Here is a 20,822-nt window from a genome sequence, read left to right on the forward strand (position 1 = left end):
CAGCCGAGCGCTCAGTAGATCGCCTTGTGGGCCCCCTGGATCAACGCCCGGTACAGCCCACCCGCCGCACCCCAGCGGGCCAGCGCCGCCCGTGCCGCGTTCGCGCCGGCGGCGCCGTGCACGCCGCCGCCCGGCCACGCCGAGGACCCGGTCAGGTACAGGCGGTCGAACGGCGTGTCCGCGCGGCCCAGCCCCGGCACGGGCCGGAAGACGAGCTGCTGGTGGATCGCCGCCGTGCCGCCGTTGACCGAGCCGATCTCGTCGGGGCCCAGCACCGAGCGACCGACGATGCGGGAGCGGAAGCCGGGTGCGTGGTCCTCGATCATCAGCTCCAGGCGGTCCGCGCGGCGCTTCAGCCGGTCCGTCGACCAGTTGCCGCCCAGCGGCACGTGCGTGTACGCCCAGGCGGCCTCGGTGCCCGCGGGGGAGCGGGTCGGGTCGGTCGTCGTCATCTGGCCCAGGATGACGAACGGGTTGCGCGGCACCTTGCCGCACGCCAGTTCGTGGGCTGTGGTGGCCAGGCCGTTCACGTCACCGCCGAGGTGGACGGTGCCCGCCCGCGACGCTTCCGGGTTGGCCCACGGGATCGGGCCCGACAGGGCCCAGTCGATCTTGATCGTGTCGCTGTCCCACTGGAACCTCTCCAGGTCGCCGACGAGCTTCGACGGCAGTGCGTCGGCGCCGATCAGGTCCAGGTAGAGCGACGGCGCGGGCACGTCGGCCAGGACAGCGCGGCGTGCGCGCACGACTGAGCCGTCTGCCAGACGCACGCCGACGGCGACACCGCGGGCGTGCAGCACCTTGGTCACTTTTGCGTTCGTCTCGATGCGTCCGCCGAAGCGTCGCACCAGGGACGCGGTCAGCTGCCCCGCCCCGCCGCGCGGTACCGGGTTGCCGATGTCCTGCCCGAGCATCGCGAGCAGCCAGCCGAAGCCCGCGCCGCCGGCCTGGTCGGGGCCGAGGTCCGTGTGCATCGTGTTGCCCGCCAGCAGGACGCGGGCGCCCTCGCCGGCGAACAGCTCCTCGCCGAGGCGCCGCGCGGGCAACGTCAGCAGCCGCACCAGCCGCAGCGCGTCACCGGGGCCGAGCGCGCGCAGCAACGACGCACCGCCGCGCACGGGCGGGAACGGTCGCAGCAGGCTCTCCAGCACGGCGTCGCGGACCTGCCGCCAGCGGGCGTGCTCGGCCTGCCACGCCTCGGCGTCCGAGTCCGCGAACGCGCCGACGGACTTCGCGGTGACCTCGACGTCACGGGAGAGGAGCGCGACACGGTCGTCGGGCAGCACATGGGCGAGCACGGCAGGTGCGTGCTCCCAGTGCACGTCGAGGTTCAACGCGCCGAGGACCGGCGAGCCGAGCCCGAGGGGGTAGAACGCGCTGTAGACGTCGTTGGTGAAGCCCGGTGCCGTTGTCTCCGCGGAGGCGACGGCACCACCGGGGGTGGCGCGCTGCTCCAGCACCAGCACGTCCCAGCCCGCGTCGGCGAGCAGGGTCGCGGCGACCAGTCCGTTCGGGCCGGAGCCGATGACGATCGCGTCGACCTCTTTCACGCACGTCCTCCCATTGCCGTAACCACCTCACGGAGCACATCACGTGCGTCGTGTTCGGGCCACCATTCCAGATCCTCGTGTGCTCGTGTGGTGCGCACGAGCGGTGCCTGATCGGCCATCCGGACCCATTCCGGGCTCAGCGGCTGCAAACCCAGCCGTGCCGTCGCGCCCGCCAGCTTCTCGATCACCGGGTAGGGCACCGGTATCCGGCCGGCGCCGACGCGATCGGCGATCATCGGCGCGGTCAGCACCGGCTCGGACGCGAGGTTGAACGCTCCGACCGCCTTGCGCCGCACGATCTCGACGATCGCCCGGGCCACGTCGTCGGCGTGCACGAGCTGCAGCCGCAGGTCGTTCCACAGCGGGATCGGCAGCATCGGCAGCAGCTTGGGCGGTAGCAACGGGCTGAGCAGCCAGCGGCGGATCTGCTCGGCGGCCGACGCCTGCCCGATGCCGCACGGGCGGATCACCGCGCACGGCAACGGGTAGCGTTTGATCATTTCTTCCAGCCGCACCTTGTGCGCGCTGTAGGTGTTGCCGGGGATGCCGGTCAGCGCCCACGACTCGTCGACCCTCGACCAGCGCGGCGCCGGCCCGTACGCCGCGACGGACGACGCACAGACCAGGTGACCGACCTCTTCTTTCACACACGCGGCAAGCACGTGCTCACTGCCGTCGATGTTCGTGTCGCGGTCCGCCGGCTTGATCGCCCACGCCAGGTGCACCACGACGTCGGCACCGCGGATGGCATCCCGCAACGACGACAGCGCGCGCACGTCCACACCGACGTCCTCGAACGGGAGGAAGCGGCGGAGCGCGGTGCCGACGTTGCCGGAGCCGCCGGTGACGACGATCCTCACCCGAGCACCTTGCGGATCGCGTCCCGTGCCTTGTCCACGACGGCCACTACCGGGCCGAGCGCCATGTTCGCGATCGGGCTCTCGACGCCCGGATGCGGGCGCGTCGGCGCGATGGCCTCGGCGGCGCGCACGGCCTTGGCCATGCGCTCCAGGCGTTCCTGGTCGTACTTCTCGCGCAGCAGCGGGAACTCGGTCTGCTCCTCGTGTTCCGCGTGGGCGAGCACGTCGTCGCGCAACTGCACGAGCAACGTGTCGAAGCCCTCGGCGTCGGGCCCGATGCGGTCCATCGTGCTGAGGAGTTCCTTGGCGCGGTGCTCCTCGGCGACGCGCGCGTCCACGATCGGCTCGCCGCCGTCCACGCGTTTGACGGCGGGGTGGACGATCTCCTCCTCCGCGGTCTCGTGGATGGAGAGCAGCCGGACGAGCTGGTACCACGCTTCCTTGCGTTCGTCGCCGGTCGCGGTCTCCAGTTCGGTGAACAGCGTCCGGATTTCGGCGTGCTGGCGGTGCAGCAGAGTGATCACGTCATCAGCCATGTGCCCCGGATACCCGAAATGTGATCGGCAACCCCGCATCTCATTTCGTTCGGCACCGAAGGGCTAGCACACTCCGTGGTTCATAGGAAGTCACATGAACCTTACGCATCTGTGTTCCGTAGCACATAAGGGGCCATTGGGTGAGGCTCCGCCGAATACTGAGCTACCGCTTAGTACGCCTCGATCATCTGGACAAGGACTGCTGAATGACCCTCCGCCGCCGTGTACTGCCCACAGTCTTGGCGCTCGTCCTCCTCGTTGCCGGCTGCGGCGCTCAGGGTGACGAGAAGGCCCAGGTCAAGACGGGACCGGGTGTTACCGACGACACGATCTCCCTCGGCATCCTCACCGACATGACCGGGCCGTTCAAAGCCTCCGCGCTGACCAGGATGAAGGGCTACGAGCTCTACCTGAAGCAGGTCAACGACCGCGGGGGCATCTGCGGCCGCCGGGTCGAGCTCAAGCAGAAGGACCACGCGTACGACGTGCAGAAGGCGCTCGACGCCTACTTCGACCTGGAACCGCAGGTCCTCGGCCTGCTGGAGCTGGCGGGCACCCCGATGACCGCCGCCATCGAGCCCGACATCATGCAGACCCGCACGCTGACCGCGCCCGCCTCGTGGGCCGCGTCCCTGCTGGGCAACCCGCACATGATGATCGTGGGCACCACGTACGACCTCGACGTCATCAACGGGCTCGACCACTACAAGCGCCGCGGGGTGATCAAGGAGGGCGACACCGTCGGCCACGTGTTCGCCTCGGGCAGCTACGGCGACAACGCGGTCGAGGGCAGCCGGTTCGTCGGCCAGCAGTGGAACATGAAGATCGCCGAGCAGGCGATCGGCGAGACCACGGCCGACCTCAGCCAGCAGATCGCCGCGCTGAAGGCCGCCGGCGCGAAGGCCGTCGTGCTGAGCACCACGCCCGCCCAGACCGCCGCGGCGGTGGGGGTGGCCGCCGCGCTCAAGTGGGACGTGCCGTTCATGGTCAACGTGGTCGGGTTCGACACCGCGATCCTCGACTCGCCCGTCGGCGCCGCCGTCGAGAAGCAGGTGTCCGTGGTCACGTCGGTGGCGCCGTTCACCGGCACCCAGGAGGGACCGCGCGAGGTCGCTGCGGCGTTCAACGAGAACTACCCGAACGACAAGCCGGCGATCTACGTCGACCACGGCTACACGGTCGCGATGGTGTTCCTCGCGGTCGTGGAGAAGGCCTGCAAGAACGGCGACCTCACGCGCGACGGCGTGCTGAAGGCGTTCCACGACACCAACGGCCTGGACACCAAGGGGCTGACCGGCGCGCTGCACTACTCGCTGGTGGGACGGCCCTCCGCCACCCAGTCGTACGTCACCAAGGTGGACAGGGCGGCGCCCGGCGGTCTCACGACCGTCGAGGAGCTGTTCGAGTCCGAGCTGGTGAAGGCGAAGGGCACGCGCGCCAAGTAGGGCTGACGCGGAAGGGGCCTCTCCCGCGTCGGGAGAGGCCCCTTCCGCGTGTCGCCTACTTGCCGAACCCGGCCTTGCGGAGCGCGTCCGCCATCGACCCGCCGGCGGGCGGGGGCGAGGTGCGGTTCTGGCCGCCTCGCTGCGGCTGCCCGCCGCGCTGCGGCCGGCGGTCCCGGCCGCCGCCGCCCTGCTGCTTCGGAGCGGGCTTGCCCGGCTCGTCGGTCAGGCGCAGCGTCAGGCCGATCCGCTTGCGGGCCTCGTCGACCTCCAGCACCTTCACCCGCACCACGTCACCGGACTTCACGACGTCGCGCGGGTCCTTCACGTAGGTGTTCGACAGGGCGGAGATGTGCACGAGGCCGTCCTGGTGCACGCCGATGTCGACGAACGCGCCGAAGGCGGCCACGTTCGTCACGACGCCCTCCAGCACCATGCCGGGCTTGAGGTCGGCGATCTTCTCGACGCCGTCCGCGAAGGTCGCCGTCTTGAAGGCCGGGCGCGGGTCGCGGCCGGGCTTCTCGAGCTCCTTGAGGATGTCCGTGACGGTCGGCAGACCGAACTGCTCGTCGACGAACTTCTCCGGCCGCAGCTTCGTGAGCACGGCGGTGTTGCCGATCAGCTCGGCGCCCGCCTCCGCCTGCATCCTGCGCACGACCGGGTACGCCTCGGGGTGCACCGAGGAGGCGTCGAGCGGCTCGTCGCCGCCGCGGATCTTGAGGAAGCCCGCGCACTGCTCGAACGCCTTCGGGCCGAGCCGCGGCACGTTCTTCAGCGCCGTGCGCGAGGTGAACGGACCGTGCTGGTCGCGGTGCAGCACGATGTTCTCCGCGAGACCGGCGGTGATGCCGGAGACGCGGGCCAGCAGCGGCACGGAGGCGGTGTTGAGGTCGACGCCGACCGCGTTCACGCAGTCCTCGACCACCGCGTCGAGCGACCGCGACAGCTTCGCCTCGGACAGGTCGTGCTGGTACTGGCCCACGCCGATCGACTTCGGGTCGATCTTCACGAGCTCGGCCAGCGGGTCCTGCAGTCGCCGCGCGATCGACACCGCGCCGCGGATCGACACGTCGAGGTCCGGCAGCTCCGAGGACGCGTACGCCGACGCGGAGTAGACCGACGCGCCCGCCTCCGACACGACGATCTTGGTGAGGTTGAGCTCGGGGTGGCGCTTGATCAGGTCGGCGGCCAGCTTGTCCGTCTCGCGCGACGCCGTGCCGTTGCCGATCGCGATCAGGTCGACCTTGTGCTGCCTGGCCAGTGCCGCGAGCTTCGCGATCGACTCGTCCCAGCGGTTCGCGGGCACGTGCGGCTGGATGACGCCGTGCGCGACGACCTTGCCGGTGGGGTCGACGACCGCGACCTTCACGCCGGTGCGGTAGCCGGGGTCGAGGCCCATCGTGGCGCGCGTGCCGGCCGGGGCGGCCAGCAGCAGGTCGCGCAGGTTCGAGGCGAACACCTTCACGGCCTCGTCCTCGGCGAACGCGCGCAGCCGGCCGCGCAGGTCGATGCCCAGGTGCACGAGGATCCGGGTCCGCCACGCCCAGCGCACGGTGTCGGTGAGCCACTTGTCGGCGGGACGGCCGCGGTCGTCGATGCCGAACCGGGCCGCGATGCGCGTCTCGAACGACGACGGCCCGTCCTCCCTGGGCTCCTCCGGCTCCAGGACGAGGTCGAGGACCTCCTCCTTCTCGCCGCGGAACAGCGCGAGGATGCGGTGCGAGGGCAGCTTCGAGAAGGGCTCGTCGAAGTCGAAGTAGTCGGCGAACTTGGCGCCCTCGGTCTCCTTGCCCTCGCGGACCTTGGAGACGACGCGGCCGCGCGTCCACATCTGCTCGCGCAGCTCGCCGATCAGGTCGCCGTCCTCGCCGAACCGCTCGACCAGGATGGCCCGCGCGCCCTGCAGGGCGGCCGCCGCGTCGGCGACCTCCTTGGCCGGGTCGACGAACTTCGCGGCCTCCTCCTGCGGGTGCAGCGAAGGATCACCCAGAAGTGCGTCGGCGAGCGGTTCGAGACCGGCTTCCTTCGCGATCTGGGCCTTGGTGCGGCGCTTGGGCTTGTAGGGCAGGTAGAGGTCCTCCAGCCGCGCCTTGGATTCGGCGGCGAGGATCTGCGCTTCCAGCGCCTCGTCGAGTTTGCCCTGCTCGCGGATCGAGGTGAGAACCGCCGTGCGGCGCTCCTCCAGCTCGCGCAGGTAGCCGAGCCGCTCCTCGAGCGTGCGCAGCTGCGCGTCGTCAAGACCGCCTGTCGCCTCCTTGCGGTACCGGGCGACGAACGGGACGGTCGCGCCACCGTCGAGCAGTTCGACAGCAGAGCTGACCTGGCCGCTGGCCACGCCGAGCTCGTCAGCGATCTTCTGGTGGATGAGCGTTGTCACAGCGCGCCATTCTGCCCGTTGCCGGTTTCGGCGTGGCACGGTGTCCGGGTGACCATCGCCGAGGTCGTCCCCTCACTGCTGTCCGGCCTGGAAGTGCCGGGTGCCGACAACACCCTGGACCTGCCCGCCGCCCGGCGTGTCGTCCTGCTGCTCGTCGACGGGCTGGGCCACGAGCTGCTGCGCGAGCACGCCGATCACGCCCCCTTCCTGTCCGGGTTGGCCGGCCGGGACATCTCCGCGGGTTTCCCGTCGTCGACCGCCACGAGCCTCGCCTCGATCGGCACCGGGCTGCTCTCCGGCGAGCACGGCATCGTCGGCTACACGTTCGCGGTCGGCGACGAGGTGCTCAACTCGCTGACCTGGTCGCGGGCCGGCGACCAGCACCACGACCTGCGCAAGGCGCTCGTGCCCGAGGTCGTGCAGCCGCACCCGACGCTGTTCGAGCGCGCGGCGGCGGCCGGGGTCGCGGTCAGCGCGGTCGCGCCGCTCGCCCACCGGGGCAGCGGGCTGACGCGGGCGGTGCTGCGCGGCTCGTGGTTCCGCGGCGCCGCTGGCTTCGGCGACCTCGCCCTCGGCGCCGTCGCGGCGGTGGGCAAGGACCGCTCGTTCTGCTACGCCTACCACCCGGACCTCGACACCATCGGCCACCTCTACAGGCCCGGTTCGCCGGAGTGGCTGCTGCAACTGGAGTTCGTCGACGCGCTCGCCTCGCGCATCGCGTCCCGGCTGCCCGCCGGCGCGGTGCTCGTCGTCACGGCCGACCACGGCATGGTCACCGCGGGCGAGCGGATCGACTTCGACACCGAACCCGCGCTGTGGGAGGGGGTCCGCGTGATCGCGGGTGAGCCGCGGGTGCGCTACCTGCACACCGGCAGCGACGAGGTGCTGGAGGTGTGGCGGGAGTTCCTCGGCGACCGCGCGGAGGTCCTCGCGCGGGAGGACGCCGTGCGGGCCGGGTGGTTCGGGCCGATCAGCCCGCTCGCGGTGGACCGCATCGGCGACGTCGTCGTGGCGATGAAGGGCTCCGCGGTCGTCGTGCGCAGCCAGGCCGAGCCGTGGCTCAGCAACCTGACCGGCTTCCACGGCTCGCGGACGCGCCGGGAGCTGGCGATCCCGCTGCTGGTGCACATCGCTCAGTGACTTCAGTGTAGACCAAAACCAGCTCTCCTCCCGAGGACCGCGGAACGTGACGATCGAACTGCCCCGACCCATCGGCTTCGTGCTCGGTGGCGGGGGAAGCCTGGGCGCCGCGCAGGTCGGCATGTTGCGCGCATTGCGGGACCACGGCGTGCGACCGGACGTCGTCGCCGGCACTTCGGTCGGCTCGGTCAACGGCGCGTTGCTCGCCCTCGACCCGGACCGGGCGGCCGAGCGCCTGGCCGTGCTGTGGCAGGGCATGACGCGTCAGCGGGTGTTCCCCGGCGGACCGATCGCGCAACTGAGGTCGTTGCGCACCAACAAGACCTACCTCTTCCCGAACACGGGCCTCGCGGCCGTGCTGTCCGAGGGCCTGGACGGCAGCGCGGACTTCGCGGACCTGACGTTGCCGTTCGGCGCGGTGTCGGTGGACTGCGTGACGGGCGAGGCCGTGAACATCACCACCGGCCCGCTGGTCCCGGCCATCCTCGCCAGCGCGGCGATTCCCGGCGTCTACCCGCCGGTCCGCATCGACGACCGGGTGCTCTACGACGGCGGTGTCCTCGCCAACGTGCCGATCCGCCAGGCCCTCGCGATGGGCGCGAAGTCGTTGGTGGTGCTGGACTGCGCGTTCCCCGGCCACCTGCCGGGGGTGCCGGGGACGCTCGCCGAGACGCTGCTGTTCTGGGCGACGCTGGGCATGCGCAACCAGGCCGTGCTGGAGGTGGAGCTCGCCTCGCAGCACGCGCCGGTGCTATACCTGCCGGGACCGCCCGTGCAGGCCGTGACGCCGCTGGACTTCTCGCACACCGCGGAACTGGTCGAGGCGTCCTACCTGGCCTCGGCCACGTTCCTGACGACGCTGGAGATCGCCGGCGCCGGGCTGTACGGCCACCCGTCACACGGTTAGGGCGGCCAAGAGGCGCTCGATGTTGTGCTCGGCGATCTCCCGCATCGCGTCCCGGTGCGGGAAGCCGCCGTCCAGCAACCGCAGCGGACCCTCCACGAGGGACAGGTGCTGCGCCGTCCGGTACAGGTCCATCCGCGCCGGGTCGAGGTTCTCCACCGGGCGGTGGTGCGGGCCGAACCGCAGCTCCAGGAACACGTGCTCCCACTCGACGTCGAAGAACATCGCGCCCTCGATGTCGATCAGCACGGGCCGGCCGTCGGCCACGAGCACGTGGTCGGGGCCCAGCTCGCCGTGGAGCAACGCGTGTCCGCCGCGGGGTTCGACCAGCTCGTGGCGCTGCCACAACAGGGTTTCCAGGCGGTCGCGGGCCTCGGCGATGCGCGGAACGCGGTCGGAGCAGGCGGCGAGGTGGCCGAGGGCCCGCCGCAGCACCACGTCCGGCACCGGGGGCGCGTCCGCGGGCTGGAGCGCGCCGGGGCGGCCGTACCGCGGACTGAGGTGGCTGTGCATCGCGCCGACGTCGTCCCAGAACCGGTCGAGCACCTCGGTGCCGTGCTCCAGCAGTTCCTCCAGGAACTCGCCGCCCAGGTCCTCGACCACGACCACGTCGCGGTCGACCAGCACCAGGCGCGGCACGCACGCGCCTGCCTCGGACAGCGCGGTGTGCGCGGTCAGGAACAGGTCGCGCCCGCTCGCGTTGCCGAACAACGGATCCGGTTCGTGCGTGGGCCAGTAGCCCTCCGAGCTGCGCCACACGTACGCGATGCCCGTGGTGCCGTCGTCGAGCGTCAAGCGGTAGACGCCCTTCTTGCTGCCGCCACGCAGACGGGCCACGTCGCGCAGTTCACGGCCGTACGCCGCGTGCGCGATGTCCGTCAGGTCGGCCACCCCCAGATGTGCCACGCTCCCAAGGTAGGGGCGGGCGCGTGAAACTGGTGCCAACACATCCGGCGTGAGCGGACACGAACAGGCATGACGACCGAGGACCCGGACGACCGCGCGTTGTGGTCGCAGGCCGCCGGGGGCAGTGCGCACGCCTTCGGGGTGCTGTTCGACCGGCACGCGAAGGCGGTCTACAACCACTGCTTCCGGCTGACCGCGTCCTGGGCCGAGGCGGAGGACCACCTGCAGGCGACGTTCCTGCTGGCCTGGCGCAAGCGCGGTCAGGTGGCGAAGCTCGAACGGGAGTCCGCGCTGCCGTGGCTGCTCACGGTCGCGACGAACGTCGTGCGCAACGAACAGCGGTCGTTCACCCGCCGCCTGAAGAACCTGCGGCGGCTCAACGAGGACACCGCTGTGCCCGATCACGCGGACATGGTCGTGGCACGGCTCGACGACCAGCGACGGATGCAAGAGCTGCTCAAGGCGGTGGCGACACTTCCTCGCAACGAGCAGGAGGCGCTGGCTCTGTGCGTGTGGTCCGGGGTGTCCTACGAGGATGCCGCGGCCGTGCTCGGCATCGCCGCGGTGAGCGTGCGGGCGCGGGTCAGCAAGGCCAAGGCGAAGCTCCAGCAGTTCCGCGAGCTCGTGCACACCGGGGAGGACCGATGACCGCCACGCTCCCACCCGCGCGCGACCTGCCGCCCGGTCGCCAGGGCGAGATCCGGGCCGCGCTCCAGCGGTCCGCCACCCGGCGGCGGCGCTCGGCGCGGTTCGGCACGGTGGCGGTGGCCCTGGCCGCCGCGGCCACCGCCGTGGTGCTCGTGCTGCCGGACGAGCCGACGAGCGGCTACTGGTCCGCGCGGCCCTCGGCGATCTCCGGGCTCCCGCCGGAGCGGGTGGAGGAGATCGAGGAGGGCTGCTGGAAGTCCTCGCGCGTTCCCGAGCGGCCGGTGCTGCACCGCTACCTGGAGGACGCCTCCGGGGAGCTCGCGCTGCTCTACACCCGCACCGACGCGCTGGCGTGCGATCTCGACGAGTCCGGCGGCTACTACTCGGGCGTCCACAACCCCGGCAGGAAGGGCTTCGACACGCGGTGGCTCACCGGGCACTTCTCCGTCGACCACCAGACCCAGCGGAGCGGGGACCGCGCGACCAAGCCGGGCAACCAGACGGTCGCGGGCCGGGTGGACTCGCGGGTCGCGCGAATGACCTACACGGTCTTCGGCAGGACCGTCGACGCCGAGGTCGGCGACGGCACGTTCGTCGTGCGGATCCTGCATCCCGTGGATTGGGACTTCCCGAAGGAGATCGACCCCGACGAGTCGCTGAAGGCCTATGACGCCGAGGGCAACCTCATCGGGGACAGCCGCGACACGAGGGGGAAGTGCTACGTGGACTGGGAGGGCGAAATCGTCTCCGGAACCTGGGACCCGGGGCAGAAGCCCGGCGACTGCCTGCCGGCGCAGCCCTGGCGCTGACGGCGGCTGCCGACCCGCCCGGACAAGCGACATACTGGTCGGTATGACGACTGTGGCGGACTTCGGCGGCACCGGCCGGTACGCGGACCTCGACGGGCCGGTGCACTGGGTCGACTTCGGCGGGCCGCAGGACGGGCCGCGGATCGTGCTCGTGCACGGGCTCGGCGGCTCGCACCTGAACTGGGCGCTGCTGGCGCCGTTGCTCGCGAAGAGGGCCCAGGTCTCGGCCGTCGACCTCGCCGGGCACGGCCTGACCCACCCGGAGGGCCGCCAGACCACCGTCGCGGCCAACACCGCGCTGCTCGGCCGGTTCATCGACGAGGTCGTGGGCGAACCGGTGGTGCTGATCGGCAACTCGATGGGCGGCATGATCTCGCTCCTGCACACCGCCGGACGCCCCGACCACGTCAGGGGTCTGGTCCTGGTCGACCCGGCGCTGCCGATGGTGCTCGGCACGCGTCCGGACCCCACGATGCTGAGCACGTTCTTCCTGTACGCGGTGCCGGGGCTGGGGGAGCGGTTCCTGGCGAAGTCGCGGGCCGTCCCCGCGCGCAGGCAGGTCGACCGCGTGCTGGAACTGGTCTGCGCCGACCCCGCGGTCATCCCCGAGGAGCTCAAGCAGGCCTCGGAACACCTGATCGGCAGGCGCGCCGAGGTCGGCGGGCTCGACGCGGCGTTCCTCGCGGCGGCGCGCAGCACCGTCCTCACCACGTCCAAGCGCGGCGCCTGCTACGCGGCGATGGCGAAGGTGCGCGTGCCGGTGTTCCTGATGAGCGGCGACCGGGACCGGCTGGTCAACGTCGCCGCCGCCCGGTACGTGGCCCGCAGGCATCCGCACTGGCGTTACGACGAGTTCGCGGGCGTCGGGCACGTGCCCCAGATGGAGATCCCCGAGGTCGTGGCCGAGCGGGTGCTGGAGTGGATGGACGCCAACCGGTTGGGCCGCGCGGTCGGCTGAGGCGGCCGCGATCAGCGCGGTTCCGGGCTGCTCGGCGTCGGTTTCGCGGCCCTCGGCTTGCGAGCGGGCTTGGCAGCGCCGGACTTGGCAGCGCCGGACTTGGCAGCGCCGGACTCGGCAGCGGCGGTGGCGGTAGCGCCAGTCTTGGCAGGGGCGGACCTGGCGGCGACGGGAGTGGCAGCAGCCCCAGTTCGCGTGTCCACCACTTCTGCCTCCGCCGCCTCGGCGGCCAGCGCCACCAGCTCGTCGAAGCCCGTGCGGATGCCGTCGGCGAGGAGTTGGACGTCCGGCACGCCGTCGAAGTCGGCGTTGATGCCGAACGTGATCCTGTCGAGGTAGGAGAAGATGCCGACGGTGATCCGGATCGTCGAGGCGATCGGCACGTACGGGAACATCTCCACGAGCGGGCGGCCGAGCATGTAGAGCGGGATGCGCGGGCCCGGCACGTTCGTGGTGACGGTTTGCAGGATCTGCTGCGGGAACCGCATCGCGGTCCGCGAGCCCAGCGCCATCAGCGTCGGCGCGGCGAAGTTGCCGAGATTGGTGATCACGTCGGCGCCGGCGGCCTGGCGCGAGCTCTTCAGGTCGTCCATCTGCGCGCGGATCGACGCCAGGCGCTGCACCGGGTCCGCTTCTCCGACGGGCAGGTTCACCAGCACGGCGCTGACGCGGTTGTTCAGTTCGTTGTGCTGGTTCGCTTTGCGCATCGACACCGGCACCATGGTCCGCACGACCATGCCGTCGGTCAGCTCGCCGCGCTTCTCCAGCAGGTCGCGGAACCCGCGGGTGACCGCCGCGAGGATCACGTCGTTGACCGTGCCGCCCGCGGCCCTGCGGATCTGCTTGATCTCAGCCAGGTTCGCGCGCGCCCACACCCACCGGCGGTGCGGGCCGATGGGGCCGTTCAACGACGTCGCGGCGCGCGTGACGAGACGGCGTGCGGTACCGGGGAGACTGCTGAGGACGGACTTGCCGAAGTCGACGATCTCGTTGAGGGAACGCAGGTTCCGCGCGAGCGCGGGCAACGCGGCGAGGTGCTGCACGGGTGTAGCGACGGCGTCACGCACCCCGTCCACCACCAGGTCGATGGTCGACGGCGGGGGTGCCGGTTGCCACTCGCGGGGCTCCGGGAGCGTGCTCTCCCGGCGGAAGTCCAGCATGAGCTGCAACATGTCCGATCCGGACACGCCGTCGATCATGCAGTGGTGGACCTTGGAGATGATCGCCCAGCGGCCGCCTTCGAGGCCCTCGACGAGCCAGGCCTCCCACAACGGCTTCGAGTCGTCGAGCTTCTGCGCGAAGATCCGGCCCGCGAGGTTGCGCAGCTGGTCCTCACCGCCCGGCGACGGCACGGCGGTGTGCCGCACGTGGTACAGGACGTTGAAGTGGTCGTCGTCGACCCAGACCGGGCGGCCGACGTGGAACGGCAGGGTCCGCACCTTCTGCCGGTAACGCGGAACCTGGTCCATGCGCGCCAGGAAGAGGCGGATCACGTCGCCGTAGGACGGGACCGGCCCGTCGAAGACCAGGACGGAGCCGACGTGCATCGGCACGTTCTCGTCCTCGATGAAGTAGAACCCCGCGTCCAGTGAGCTCATCCGATCCACTCGAAAAATGCTAGAGGAACGGAAACTTGCGGATCGACGTCCATGCAGGTGAGAGGCACTGCACAGCTGTGAGGTCGCCAACGCGTTACCTGCACGTGGCGAATCGAGACTCGAAAGTGCTGGCGAAAAGATCGTCCGCGAAACATCATGGACCCACTGGGCAAAGCCGCCCGGAGCGCCGACTCGGGGTTGTCGACGGGTGGGGAGGCACTGATGTCCGCCGTACCTTCGGACGAAGTCTTCGGAACTGCTCCTTCGCCGCTGCACCTCGTCAGAGGATCCGCGCCCGGCCTCTTCTGGTACCTCACCGAGCCCACCCGGTGCGCCTTGGACGTCGGCGAGTTCGTCGCCACGCGTTCGATGTTGCGCGGTGCGCCGTCCGGTGACGGTCACCCGGTCCTGGTGTTCCCCGGCCTCGGCGCCGCGGACCCGTCCACGGTGATGCTGCGCCGGTTCCTGACCGGCCTGGGGTACCGGGTGCACCGCTGGTGCCTGGGCACCAACATCGGCCCGACTCGCCGTGCCGTCGACGGCATGCACGCGTTGGTGAAGAAGGTGTCCGACGACTTCGGCGGTCCTGTGTCCATCGTGGGCTGGTCGCTCGGCGGGATCTTCGCGCGCGAGATGGCGCGCGACCACCCGCGCCGGGTCCGCCAGGTGATCACCCTGGGATCGCCGTACAACATGAGCGATCCCGTGCAGTCACGGGCGATGCCCGCCTTCGCGTTGTTCTCGCGCCTGCACATCCCGCGCGAGGAGTTCCCTCCGCCGGAGTCGTCGCGGCCGCCGATCCCGGTGCCCGCCACGTCGATCTACTCCAAGACGGACGGGATCGTCTCGTGGGAGTCGTGCGTCGAGGAACCGGGGCCGCGGCGGGAAAGCGTGCAGGTGTCGTCCTCGCACCTGGGGTACGGCTTCAACGCCACCGTGCTGTGGGTGGTGGCGGACCGGCTGGCGCAGCCGGAGGGCACGTGGGCGCCCTTCGCCGCACCGCCGGGCATGGCGCGGCTGTACCCGCGGGCCGCCTGAGGCTCAGCAGGGCCGCGCGTCCGAGTAGATCACCAGCGTCTGGTCGGGCTGCTCGGCGGGGTGCAGCGCCGCGTAGGCGTAGTCGACGGCCCCGAGCCGGGGGTGCCGCAGCCTCTTGCGGCCGGTCGGCCGCTGGGCCCTCACCTCGTAGTGGGGCCACCAGGAGCGCACCTGCGGGCTGGCCTCGTGCAGCTCGTCGACCAGCCGGGTGAACCGCTCGTCGCCGGGGTGCCTGCTCGCGAGGGTGCGCAGCCGGGCGAGCAGGGCGCGCGCCTCCGGTTCCCAGTCGATCACGACGTGCCGCGCCCGCGGGTCGGTGAACGTCCAGCGCGCGAAGTTCGGCTCGTCCGCCGCGAGGACGTCCTCGAAGAGCTCGCGCGCCGCCTCGTTGTGGCTGAGCACGTCGTAGGTCGCGCCGACGACGTACGCCGGGTGCGGGTGCACCAGCGCCGGCACGGCGGCCACCTCCGCGCTCACCGCCTCCGCTTCGCGCGGCCCCGCCGGTGCGCGCCCGGCGAGCCGGAACAGGTGGTCCTCCTCCGGCCGGTCGAGCGCGAGCGCGGACGCCAGCGCGCGGAGCACCTGGTCGGACGCCTGGACGTCCCGGCCCTGCTCCAGGTACGTGTACCAGGTGGCGCTGATCCCGGCGAGCACCGCGAGCTCCTCGCGCCGCAGCCCCGGCGTCCGCCGCCGGGACGTGCGCGGCAGACCCGCCTCGGCCGGGGTGAGCCGCTCCCGGCGGCTGCGCAGGAACAGGCCCAGCTCACGGCGCTGATCAGCCGGCTTTCCCATGCTGGCACCTCCGGTACCAGCATAAGCCCGCTCTGGATACCAGGCTGCGCTCGCCGCAGGCTGGGGTCATGTCAGCAATCAACGGCAAGGTCGTGGCCATCACCGGCGCCAGCAGCGGGATCGGCGAGGCGACAGCACTGCTGCTCGCGGAACGCGGCGCGCGCGTCGTGCTCGGTGCCCGCCGCTCCGACCGCCTCGCGGACCTGGTGGCGCGCATCGAGAAGGCCGGTGGGACGGCCGTGCACACGCGCACCGACGTGACCCGGCGCGAGGACCTGCATTCGCTGGTGGCGCTCGCCCGTGAGCGGTTCGGCCAGTTGGACGTGCTGGTGAGCAACGCGGGCGCGGGCCCGATCTCGCCGCTCGACGACCTGCGCGTCGACGAGTGGGACGAGATGGTGGACGTCAACATCAAGGGCGTGCTGCACGGCATCGCCGCCGCGCTGCCGGTGTTCCGGGAGCAGCAGGCGGGGCACTTCGTCACCACCGCCTCCACCGCGGCGTTCACCGTGGTGCCGTCCATGGCGGTCTACGCGGGCACCAAGGTCGCCGTCCGGGCGATCTGCGAGGGCCTGCGCCAGGAAGCGGGCCCCGCGCTGCGGGTCACCACCGTGTACCCCGGCTTCGTGCACACCGGCTTCGCCGAGGCGTCGACCAACGACGAGGTGCGGGCGCGCATCGCGGACATGCGGGACCGGATCGCGATTCCCCCGGACTCGATCGCCCGCGCCGTCGCGTTCGCGGTCGAGCAGCCGGCCGACGTGGACGTGAACGAGATCGCCGTCCGGCCGACTGCCCAGAGCTAGCCGTTGCGGGTCAACGGCTCAGCGGAAGGCGTTGCGGTGAGGCTGAAGCTGCTCTTGTTCGCGAACGATGCGAAGGTCTCGGAGTTGTTGCGGCGCCCACATCCCGCCCGCGGCGAAGGTGTCGACCAAGCGGTGGCCTACGTTGCGGTCGTTGCCGCTCGACGGGGCCTCACCGGGGGCGGCGGGGTGGCCGTCGGTCAGCAGCAGCGTGCCGTCGACGGTCTCCGCGCCGTCGCGGTACGGCGACCCGGCGGGCACGTAGGAGCAGAAGTCGTTGTGCGCCACCGTGATCGCGGATTCGAGAGGTAGTCGGCGTCCAGGGGGCGCTGATCGTTCTCACGACGCCGGAACCTAGCTGTAGATGGTGACCACCAGGCGGGGGCTCGAGCGAAAATCGGTCGACTCGTAGGCAACGCGCGCGAGTGGCATCGACCCCGCCGCCGCGGTCAGCGTGGTCTCGATCTCGTTGCGCTCGTCCTCGGTCAGGTACGGCCAGAACGAGCTGTGCCAGACCACGGTGTACGCGCCGCGCTCCGCCGGCGGCACGAGGTTCTCGCGCAGCCACCGCCCGGCGGGGGAGCGGTCGACCTTCACGCCGACCTCGGCGGCCAGCTCGATGGCGTCGTCGAGGTCCCACCGCAGCGCGTCGTGCTCGGGCGGGATGAACGAGTGCAGGATCATCGCGTGCTTCGGGTCGGCCGGGTCGCGCGGGTGCAGGTCGCACCCGGCCCGGTCGACGATCTCCAGCTTCGGCGGCTGCGGTCCCGTGGCGGCCAGGCGCACGGGGGAGTCCTGGTCGCCCCACTCCCAGCCGAGGCCGAACCAGCGGTAGCGGTCGAGGATCAGGTTGAGGCCCGCGCAGGCGCCCAGCTCGAGCAGCCGCACCCGCGGAGCGCCGATCATGGTCAGGCCGCGCAGCAGGAACCCGGCGGTCTTCGGCTGGTGCTGCTGCACCGTGCGGTCCAGCGCCGCCAGGATGTCGCCCGCGTTCTCGATGATCGCGCGCCGTGCCGCTAGCCAGGCGAGCAGCGCGGCCGAGTCCGGCTCGCCGGCCATCGCGGCGGCGTGCGCGCTGGTGAAGCGCTGGCTCAGCTCCGGGGCCTTGCCCGACAGCATCAGCAGCCGCACGCCCGCGAGCGCCTGGACGCCGAACAACGGGCTGTGCACGGCGCTGTGCGAGCAGAGCAGGTCGGCCACCGGCCCGCCGCGGTCCAGCTCGCTCGCGAGCTCGGAGAGGATCCGCGCGGAGACCGGGGCGCTCGTGCGCAACCGGACCGCGAAAGTGCGCAGGGTGGAGGCGCCGATACCGGCAGCGGTCACGTTCCCTCCCCTCTCCCACGGGCGACTTTACAAGGACGTGACCGCGATCCCACCCGTGCGAGACCTCCGTGGCGCCGCGAGGCGGTGGGTATCGTGCGGCCTGTGAGCGAGTTCCTGGAGCTGTCCGCGACCGGTCCGGTCGCCACGTTGACGATCAACCGCCCGGCGAAGCGCAACGCGATGAGCTACGAGATGTGGTCGGCGCTGCCGGGGTTGATGGCTCGTGTTGCCGCTGATGAGGGCATTCGGGTGCTCGTGGTCCGCGGCGGCTCGCACTTCTGCGCCGGCGCCGACATCGCGGAGTTCTCCTCCCTGCGCCGGGGACCTGAGGGCGCCGCGCGCTACGGCGAGGCCGTGCACGACGGGGAACGCGCCATCGCCCGGCTGGACAAGCCCACCATCGCGGCGATCTCCGGGTTCTGCGTCGGCGGCGGGTGCGAGATCGCCCTCGCCTGCGACATCCGGGTGGCCTCGCCCGACGCGCGGTTCGGGATCACGCCGGCGAAGCTCGGCATCGTCTACAACTTCACCTCCACCAAGGCGCTCGTCGACGCGGTGGGACCGGCGTGGGCGAAGCAGATCCTCTTCTCCGCGGACCTGGTCGACGCCGGGACCGCGTTGCGCATCGGGCTCGTGAACGAGGTCGCCGAGTCGCTCGACGCCCGCGTGAAGGAGCTGTCCGAGCAGATCGCCGGCCGCGCGCAGGTCTCCGTGCGGGGCGCGAAGAAGATCATCGCCTCGATCGTCGACGGCGGGCACGAGGACGACTCCGTGCGGGCGCTGTACGCGGAGGCCGCCTCCAGCGCCGAGTACGCGGAAGGCGTGTCGGCGTTCCTGGAGAAGCGGCCTCCGCGGTTCTAGAACACCTCGGCGGCGATCGTGGTGTCCGCGCCGTGGCCGGTGTGCACCACGGTGTCGCCGGGCAGCGTCAGCAGCTTCTCCCGGATGGACCTCTCGATCGTCGGCCGGTCCGAGAACGACCGCCCGGTCGCGCCCGGTCCTCCCTGGAACAGGGTGTCGCCGGTGAACACGGCACCCAGCGACGGCACGTGGAAGCACACCGCGCCGGGGGAGTGGCCCGGCGTGTGGATCACCCGGACCTCCTCGCCGGCGACGGTGAGCACCTGGCCGTCTTCCAGCGCCAGGTGCGGGAGCACGCCGGTGTGGGTCAGCGACCACACGATGTGGTCGTCCTGGTGCAGGGCCATGGGCGCGTTGGTCGCGTGGGCCAGGTCAGGCGCGACGCGGACGTGGTCGTCGTGCGCGTGGGTCAGCAGGATCGCCACGACGCGGCGGCCGTTCACGACCTCCAGGATCGCGTCGACGTCGTGCGGGGCGTCGATCACGACGCACTCGGACGAGTCGCCGACGACCCACACGTTGTTGTCGACGTCGAAGGTCTCGCCGTCGAGCGAGAACGTGCCGGAGGTGACGGTGTGGTCGACTCGCAGGGTCATCAGAAGACCACCACCGAGCGCAGCACCTCGCCGCGGTGCATCTTCTCGAAGGCGCCTTCCACGCCGTCCAGCGGGATCTCCTCGCTGACGAACGCGTCGAGGTCGAAGCGGCCCTGCCGGTACAGGTCGACGAGCATCGGGAAGTCGCGCGAGGGCAGGCAGTCGCCGTACCACGAGGACTTGAGCGAGCCGCCGCGCGAGAAGAAGTCGATCAGCGGCAGGTCCAGCCGCATGTCCGGCGTCGGGACGCCCACCAGCACAACGGTTCCGGCGAGGTCGCGGGCGTAGAAGGCCTGCTTCCACGTCTCGGGGCGGCCCACCGCGTCGATCACCACGTCCGCGCCGAACGAGTCGGTGAGCCGCTGGATCTCGGTGACCACGTCGTCGACCTCGCGGGCGTTGACGGTGTGGGTGGCGCCGAAGCCCTTGGCCCACTCCAGCTTCTTCGCGTCGGTGTCCACGGCGATGATCTTCGCGGCACCGGCGAGGCGGGCGCCCGCGATCGCGCCGTCACCGACGCCGCCGCAGCCGATCACGGCCACGGAGTCGCCGCGCGTCACGCCACCGGTGTTCACGGCGGCGCCCACGCCGGCCATGACACCGCAGCCCAGCAGGCCGACCGCGGCCGCGCGGGCCGACGGGTCGACCTTCGTGCACTGTCCTGAGTGGACGAGCGTCTTCTCCGCGAACGCGCCGATGCCCAGCGCGGGTGAGAGCTTCGTGCCGTCCGCCAGCGTCATCGGCTGGGAGGCGTTGAACGTCGAGAAGCAGTACCACGGCTTGCCGCGCCGGCACGCCCGGCACGTGCCGCAGACGGCGCGCCAGTTCAGCACGACGAAGTCGCCGGGCTCCACGTCGGTGACGCCCTCGCCGACGGACTCCACGACACCCGCGGCCTCGTGGCCCAGCAGGAACGGGAACTCGTCGTTGATGCCGCCCTCGCGGTAGTGCAGGTCGGTGTGGCAGACCCCGCACGCCTGGACCTGAACGACGGCCTCGCCGGGACCGGGATCGGGCACCAGCACCGAGGTCAGCTCGACGGGGAGACCTCTGCCCCGGGCGACGACGCCCTTGACCTCTTGCGCCACTGCGACTCCGTTCTCACTTGATCAGGGTCGTGCCTTCGAACTCGCCGAGCTCTTCCCGGTAGAACTCAATCCCTACACCGTTGGGGTCGCGGATGTACAGGCTGTCCTCGACGCCCCGGTCGGGGCCCAGGTACTCGATCCCGGCGGCGTCCAGCTTGGCCTTGATCTCGTCGAACCGCTCGGGGGAGGTGGACAGCGCGAGGTGCTGCACCGCCCCGATCGTCTCGGAGAACGGCGGGTGGTCGTGGCCGGGGAAGTCGAAGAACCCCAGCAGGTTCTTGCTGCCGAGGTCGAAGAAGAAGTGGCTGGAGCCGCGGTAGTCGCGGTTCTCGACGAGCTCCACCAGGGGGAAGCCGAGGAACTCCTGGTAGAACTTGATCGTCTCCTCGACGTCCTTGCAGATCAGCGCGATGTGGTGGACGCCTCGCGTCGGCGAGCCGCCGCGCTCGGCGAGCGGCTTCACGTACTGTTCGCGCAGTTCGTCGCGCTTGGCCCGGATGGCGGCGAGCTCTTCACCCTCTGGCTGTGGCATGTCAGCAGGGTAGTTGAGGCTTCAAGCGCCCGCAGGTTCAGCTCGCACGCCATCCGGGCAC

At 71.2% G+C, this 20,822-nt stretch carries 21 protein-coding genes; 9 read left to right on the forward strand and 12 right to left on the reverse strand.

Features of this window, described 5'->3' with window-relative positions:
- Positions 1-11 precede the first annotated feature (11 nt).
- Genes BMW88_RS23685 through BMW88_RS23695 form a run of 3 tightly spaced genes read right to left on the reverse strand, consistent with a single transcriptional unit; the run spans position 12 to position 2,946 of the window.
- Positions 12-1,550, reverse strand: coding sequence for a phytoene desaturase family protein (locus BMW88_RS23685; RefSeq protein ID WP_089953927.1), 1,539 nt, complete (start codon positions 1,548-1,550; stop codon positions 12-14).
- Positions 1,547-2,410, reverse strand: coding sequence for an NAD-dependent epimerase/dehydratase family protein (locus tag BMW88_RS23690; RefSeq protein ID WP_089953929.1), 864 nt, complete (start codon positions 2,408-2,410; stop codon positions 1,547-1,549). Before BMW88_RS23690 ends, BMW88_RS23685 begins: the two co-directional genes overlap by 4 nt.
- A complete protein-coding gene (locus BMW88_RS23695) occupies positions 2,407-2,946 on the reverse strand; it encodes a hemerythrin domain-containing protein (RefSeq protein WP_089953930.1) in 540 nt (179 codons plus the stop codon). Before BMW88_RS23695 ends, BMW88_RS23690 begins: the two co-directional genes overlap by 4 nt.
- A gap of 239 nt (positions 2,947-3,185) precedes the next feature.
- Between BMW88_RS23695 and BMW88_RS23700 the strand changes: the two genes are divergently transcribed.
- Positions 3,186-4,391, forward strand: coding sequence for an ABC transporter substrate-binding protein (locus BMW88_RS23700; protein WP_177221263.1), 1,206 nt, complete (start codon positions 3,186-3,188; stop codon positions 4,389-4,391).
- 55 nt (positions 4,392-4,446) lie between these two features.
- Here the strand turns inward: BMW88_RS23700 and BMW88_RS23705 are convergent, their stop codons facing one another.
- Positions 4,447-6,765, reverse strand: coding sequence for a Tex family protein (locus tag BMW88_RS23705; RefSeq protein WP_089953933.1), 2,319 nt, complete (start codon positions 6,763-6,765; stop codon positions 4,447-4,449).
- 48 nt (positions 6,766-6,813) lie between these two features.
- Here BMW88_RS23705 and BMW88_RS23710 point away from each other — a divergent pair, with 48 nt between their 5' ends.
- Together BMW88_RS23710 and BMW88_RS23715 are read left to right on the forward strand one after the other, a co-directional pair.
- Complete coding sequence (locus tag BMW88_RS23710; protein ID WP_245778008.1) at positions 6,814-7,905, forward strand: alkaline phosphatase family protein; 1,092 nt, start codon at positions 6,814-6,816, stop codon at positions 7,903-7,905.
- A 46-nt stretch (positions 7,906-7,951) separates the two neighbouring features.
- Entirely contained in the window at positions 7,952-8,812 is an 861-nt protein-coding gene (locus tag BMW88_RS23715) for a patatin-like phospholipase family protein (protein WP_245778009.1), read from the forward strand.
- On the opposite strand, the gene BMW88_RS23720 is transcribed toward BMW88_RS23715, so the two are convergent.
- Positions 8,801-9,715: an aminoglycoside phosphotransferase gene (locus tag BMW88_RS23720; RefSeq protein ID WP_218148180.1), complete on the reverse strand. Its 915-nt coding sequence runs from the start codon at positions 9,713-9,715 to the stop codon at positions 8,801-8,803. The genes BMW88_RS23715 and BMW88_RS23720 overlap by 12 nt on opposite strands.
- Before the next feature lie 69 nt (positions 9,716-9,784).
- Here BMW88_RS23720 and BMW88_RS23725 point away from each other — a divergent pair, with 69 nt between their 5' ends.
- From BMW88_RS23725 to BMW88_RS23735, 3 genes are read left to right on the forward strand one after another with little or no spacing between them, the layout of a single operon-like run.
- On the forward strand, positions 9,785-10,363 hold the full coding sequence (locus BMW88_RS23725) for an RNA polymerase sigma factor (protein WP_089953936.1): 579 nt from the start codon (positions 9,785-9,787) through the stop codon (positions 10,361-10,363).
- Positions 10,360-11,172, forward strand: a complete 813-nt coding sequence (locus BMW88_RS23730; RefSeq protein WP_089953938.1) for a hypothetical protein — start codon at positions 10,360-10,362, stop codon at positions 11,170-11,172. The genes BMW88_RS23725 and BMW88_RS23730 overlap by 4 nt, the downstream gene beginning before the upstream one ends.
- 43 nt (positions 11,173-11,215) lie before the next feature.
- A complete protein-coding gene (locus tag BMW88_RS23735) occupies positions 11,216-12,130 on the forward strand; it encodes an alpha/beta fold hydrolase (protein WP_089953939.1) in 915 nt (304 codons plus the stop codon).
- A gap of 11 nt (positions 12,131-12,141) precedes the next feature.
- On the opposite strand, the gene BMW88_RS23740 is transcribed toward BMW88_RS23735, so the two are convergent.
- Positions 12,142-13,728 carry a WS/DGAT/MGAT family O-acyltransferase gene (locus BMW88_RS23740; RefSeq protein ID WP_245778010.1) on the reverse strand — a complete coding sequence of 529 codons (1,587 nt, stop codon included), beginning with the start codon at positions 13,726-13,728 and terminating at the stop codon, positions 12,142-12,144.
- 222 nt (positions 13,729-13,950) lie between these two features.
- Here BMW88_RS23740 and BMW88_RS23745 point away from each other — a divergent pair, with 222 nt between their 5' ends.
- Complete coding sequence (locus BMW88_RS23745; protein WP_089953943.1) at positions 13,951-14,766, forward strand: esterase/lipase family protein; 816 nt, start codon at positions 13,951-13,953, stop codon at positions 14,764-14,766.
- 3 nt (positions 14,767-14,769) lie between these two features.
- On the opposite strand, the gene BMW88_RS23750 is transcribed toward BMW88_RS23745, so the two are convergent.
- Positions 14,770-15,558 (reverse strand): helix-turn-helix transcriptional regulator, encoded by a 789-nt coding sequence (locus BMW88_RS23750; protein ID WP_089953944.1) that lies wholly within the window; start codon positions 15,556-15,558, stop codon positions 14,770-14,772.
- Between the two features lie 68 nt (positions 15,559-15,626).
- On the opposite strand from BMW88_RS23750, the gene BMW88_RS23755 reads away from it, so the two are divergent.
- Positions 15,627-16,364, forward strand: coding sequence for an SDR family oxidoreductase (locus BMW88_RS23755; RefSeq protein ID WP_089953946.1), 738 nt, complete (start codon positions 15,627-15,629; stop codon positions 16,362-16,364).
- 18 nt (positions 16,365-16,382) lie between these two features.
- On the opposite strand, the gene BMW88_RS23760 is transcribed toward BMW88_RS23755, so the two are convergent.
- Positions 16,383-16,649 carry a hypothetical protein gene (locus BMW88_RS23760; RefSeq protein WP_089953947.1) on the reverse strand — a complete coding sequence of 89 codons (267 nt, stop codon included), beginning with the start codon at positions 16,647-16,649 and terminating at the stop codon, positions 16,383-16,385.
- 66 nt (positions 16,650-16,715) lie between these two features.
- Entirely contained in the window at positions 16,716-17,684 is a 969-nt protein-coding gene (locus BMW88_RS23765; protein WP_089953949.1) for a DUF2332 family protein, read from the reverse strand.
- 102 nt (positions 17,685-17,786) lie between these two features.
- Here BMW88_RS23765 and BMW88_RS23770 point away from each other — a divergent pair, with 102 nt between their 5' ends.
- Positions 17,787-18,545 (forward strand): enoyl-CoA hydratase/isomerase family protein, encoded by a 759-nt coding sequence (locus BMW88_RS23770; RefSeq protein ID WP_089953950.1) that lies wholly within the window; start codon positions 17,787-17,789, stop codon positions 18,543-18,545.
- Here BMW88_RS23770 and BMW88_RS23775 read toward each other — a convergent pair.
- Genes BMW88_RS23775 through BMW88_RS23785 form a run of 3 tightly spaced genes read right to left on the reverse strand, consistent with a single transcriptional unit; the run spans position 18,542 to position 20,761 of the window.
- The gene (locus BMW88_RS23775) at positions 18,542-19,141 is read right to left on the reverse strand and encodes an MBL fold metallo-hydrolase (RefSeq protein WP_089953952.1); all 600 of its coding nucleotides are present in this window, start codon (positions 19,139-19,141) and stop codon (positions 18,542-18,544) included. The genes BMW88_RS23770 and BMW88_RS23775 overlap by 4 nt on opposite strands.
- Entirely contained in the window at positions 19,141-20,229 is a 1,089-nt protein-coding gene (locus tag BMW88_RS23780) for an S-(hydroxymethyl)mycothiol dehydrogenase (RefSeq protein ID WP_089953954.1), read from the reverse strand. Before BMW88_RS23780 ends, BMW88_RS23775 begins: the two co-directional genes overlap by 1 nt.
- 13 nt (positions 20,230-20,242) lie before the next feature.
- Entirely contained in the window at positions 20,243-20,761 is a 519-nt protein-coding gene (locus BMW88_RS23785) for a VOC family protein (protein ID WP_089953955.1), read from the reverse strand.
- Positions 20,762-20,822 lie beyond the last annotated feature (61 nt).

The sequence above is a fragment of the Lentzea xinjiangensis genome (assembly GCF_900110955.1).
GTDB lineage: Bacteria > Actinomycetota > Actinomycetes > Mycobacteriales > Pseudonocardiaceae > Lentzea > Lentzea xinjiangensis.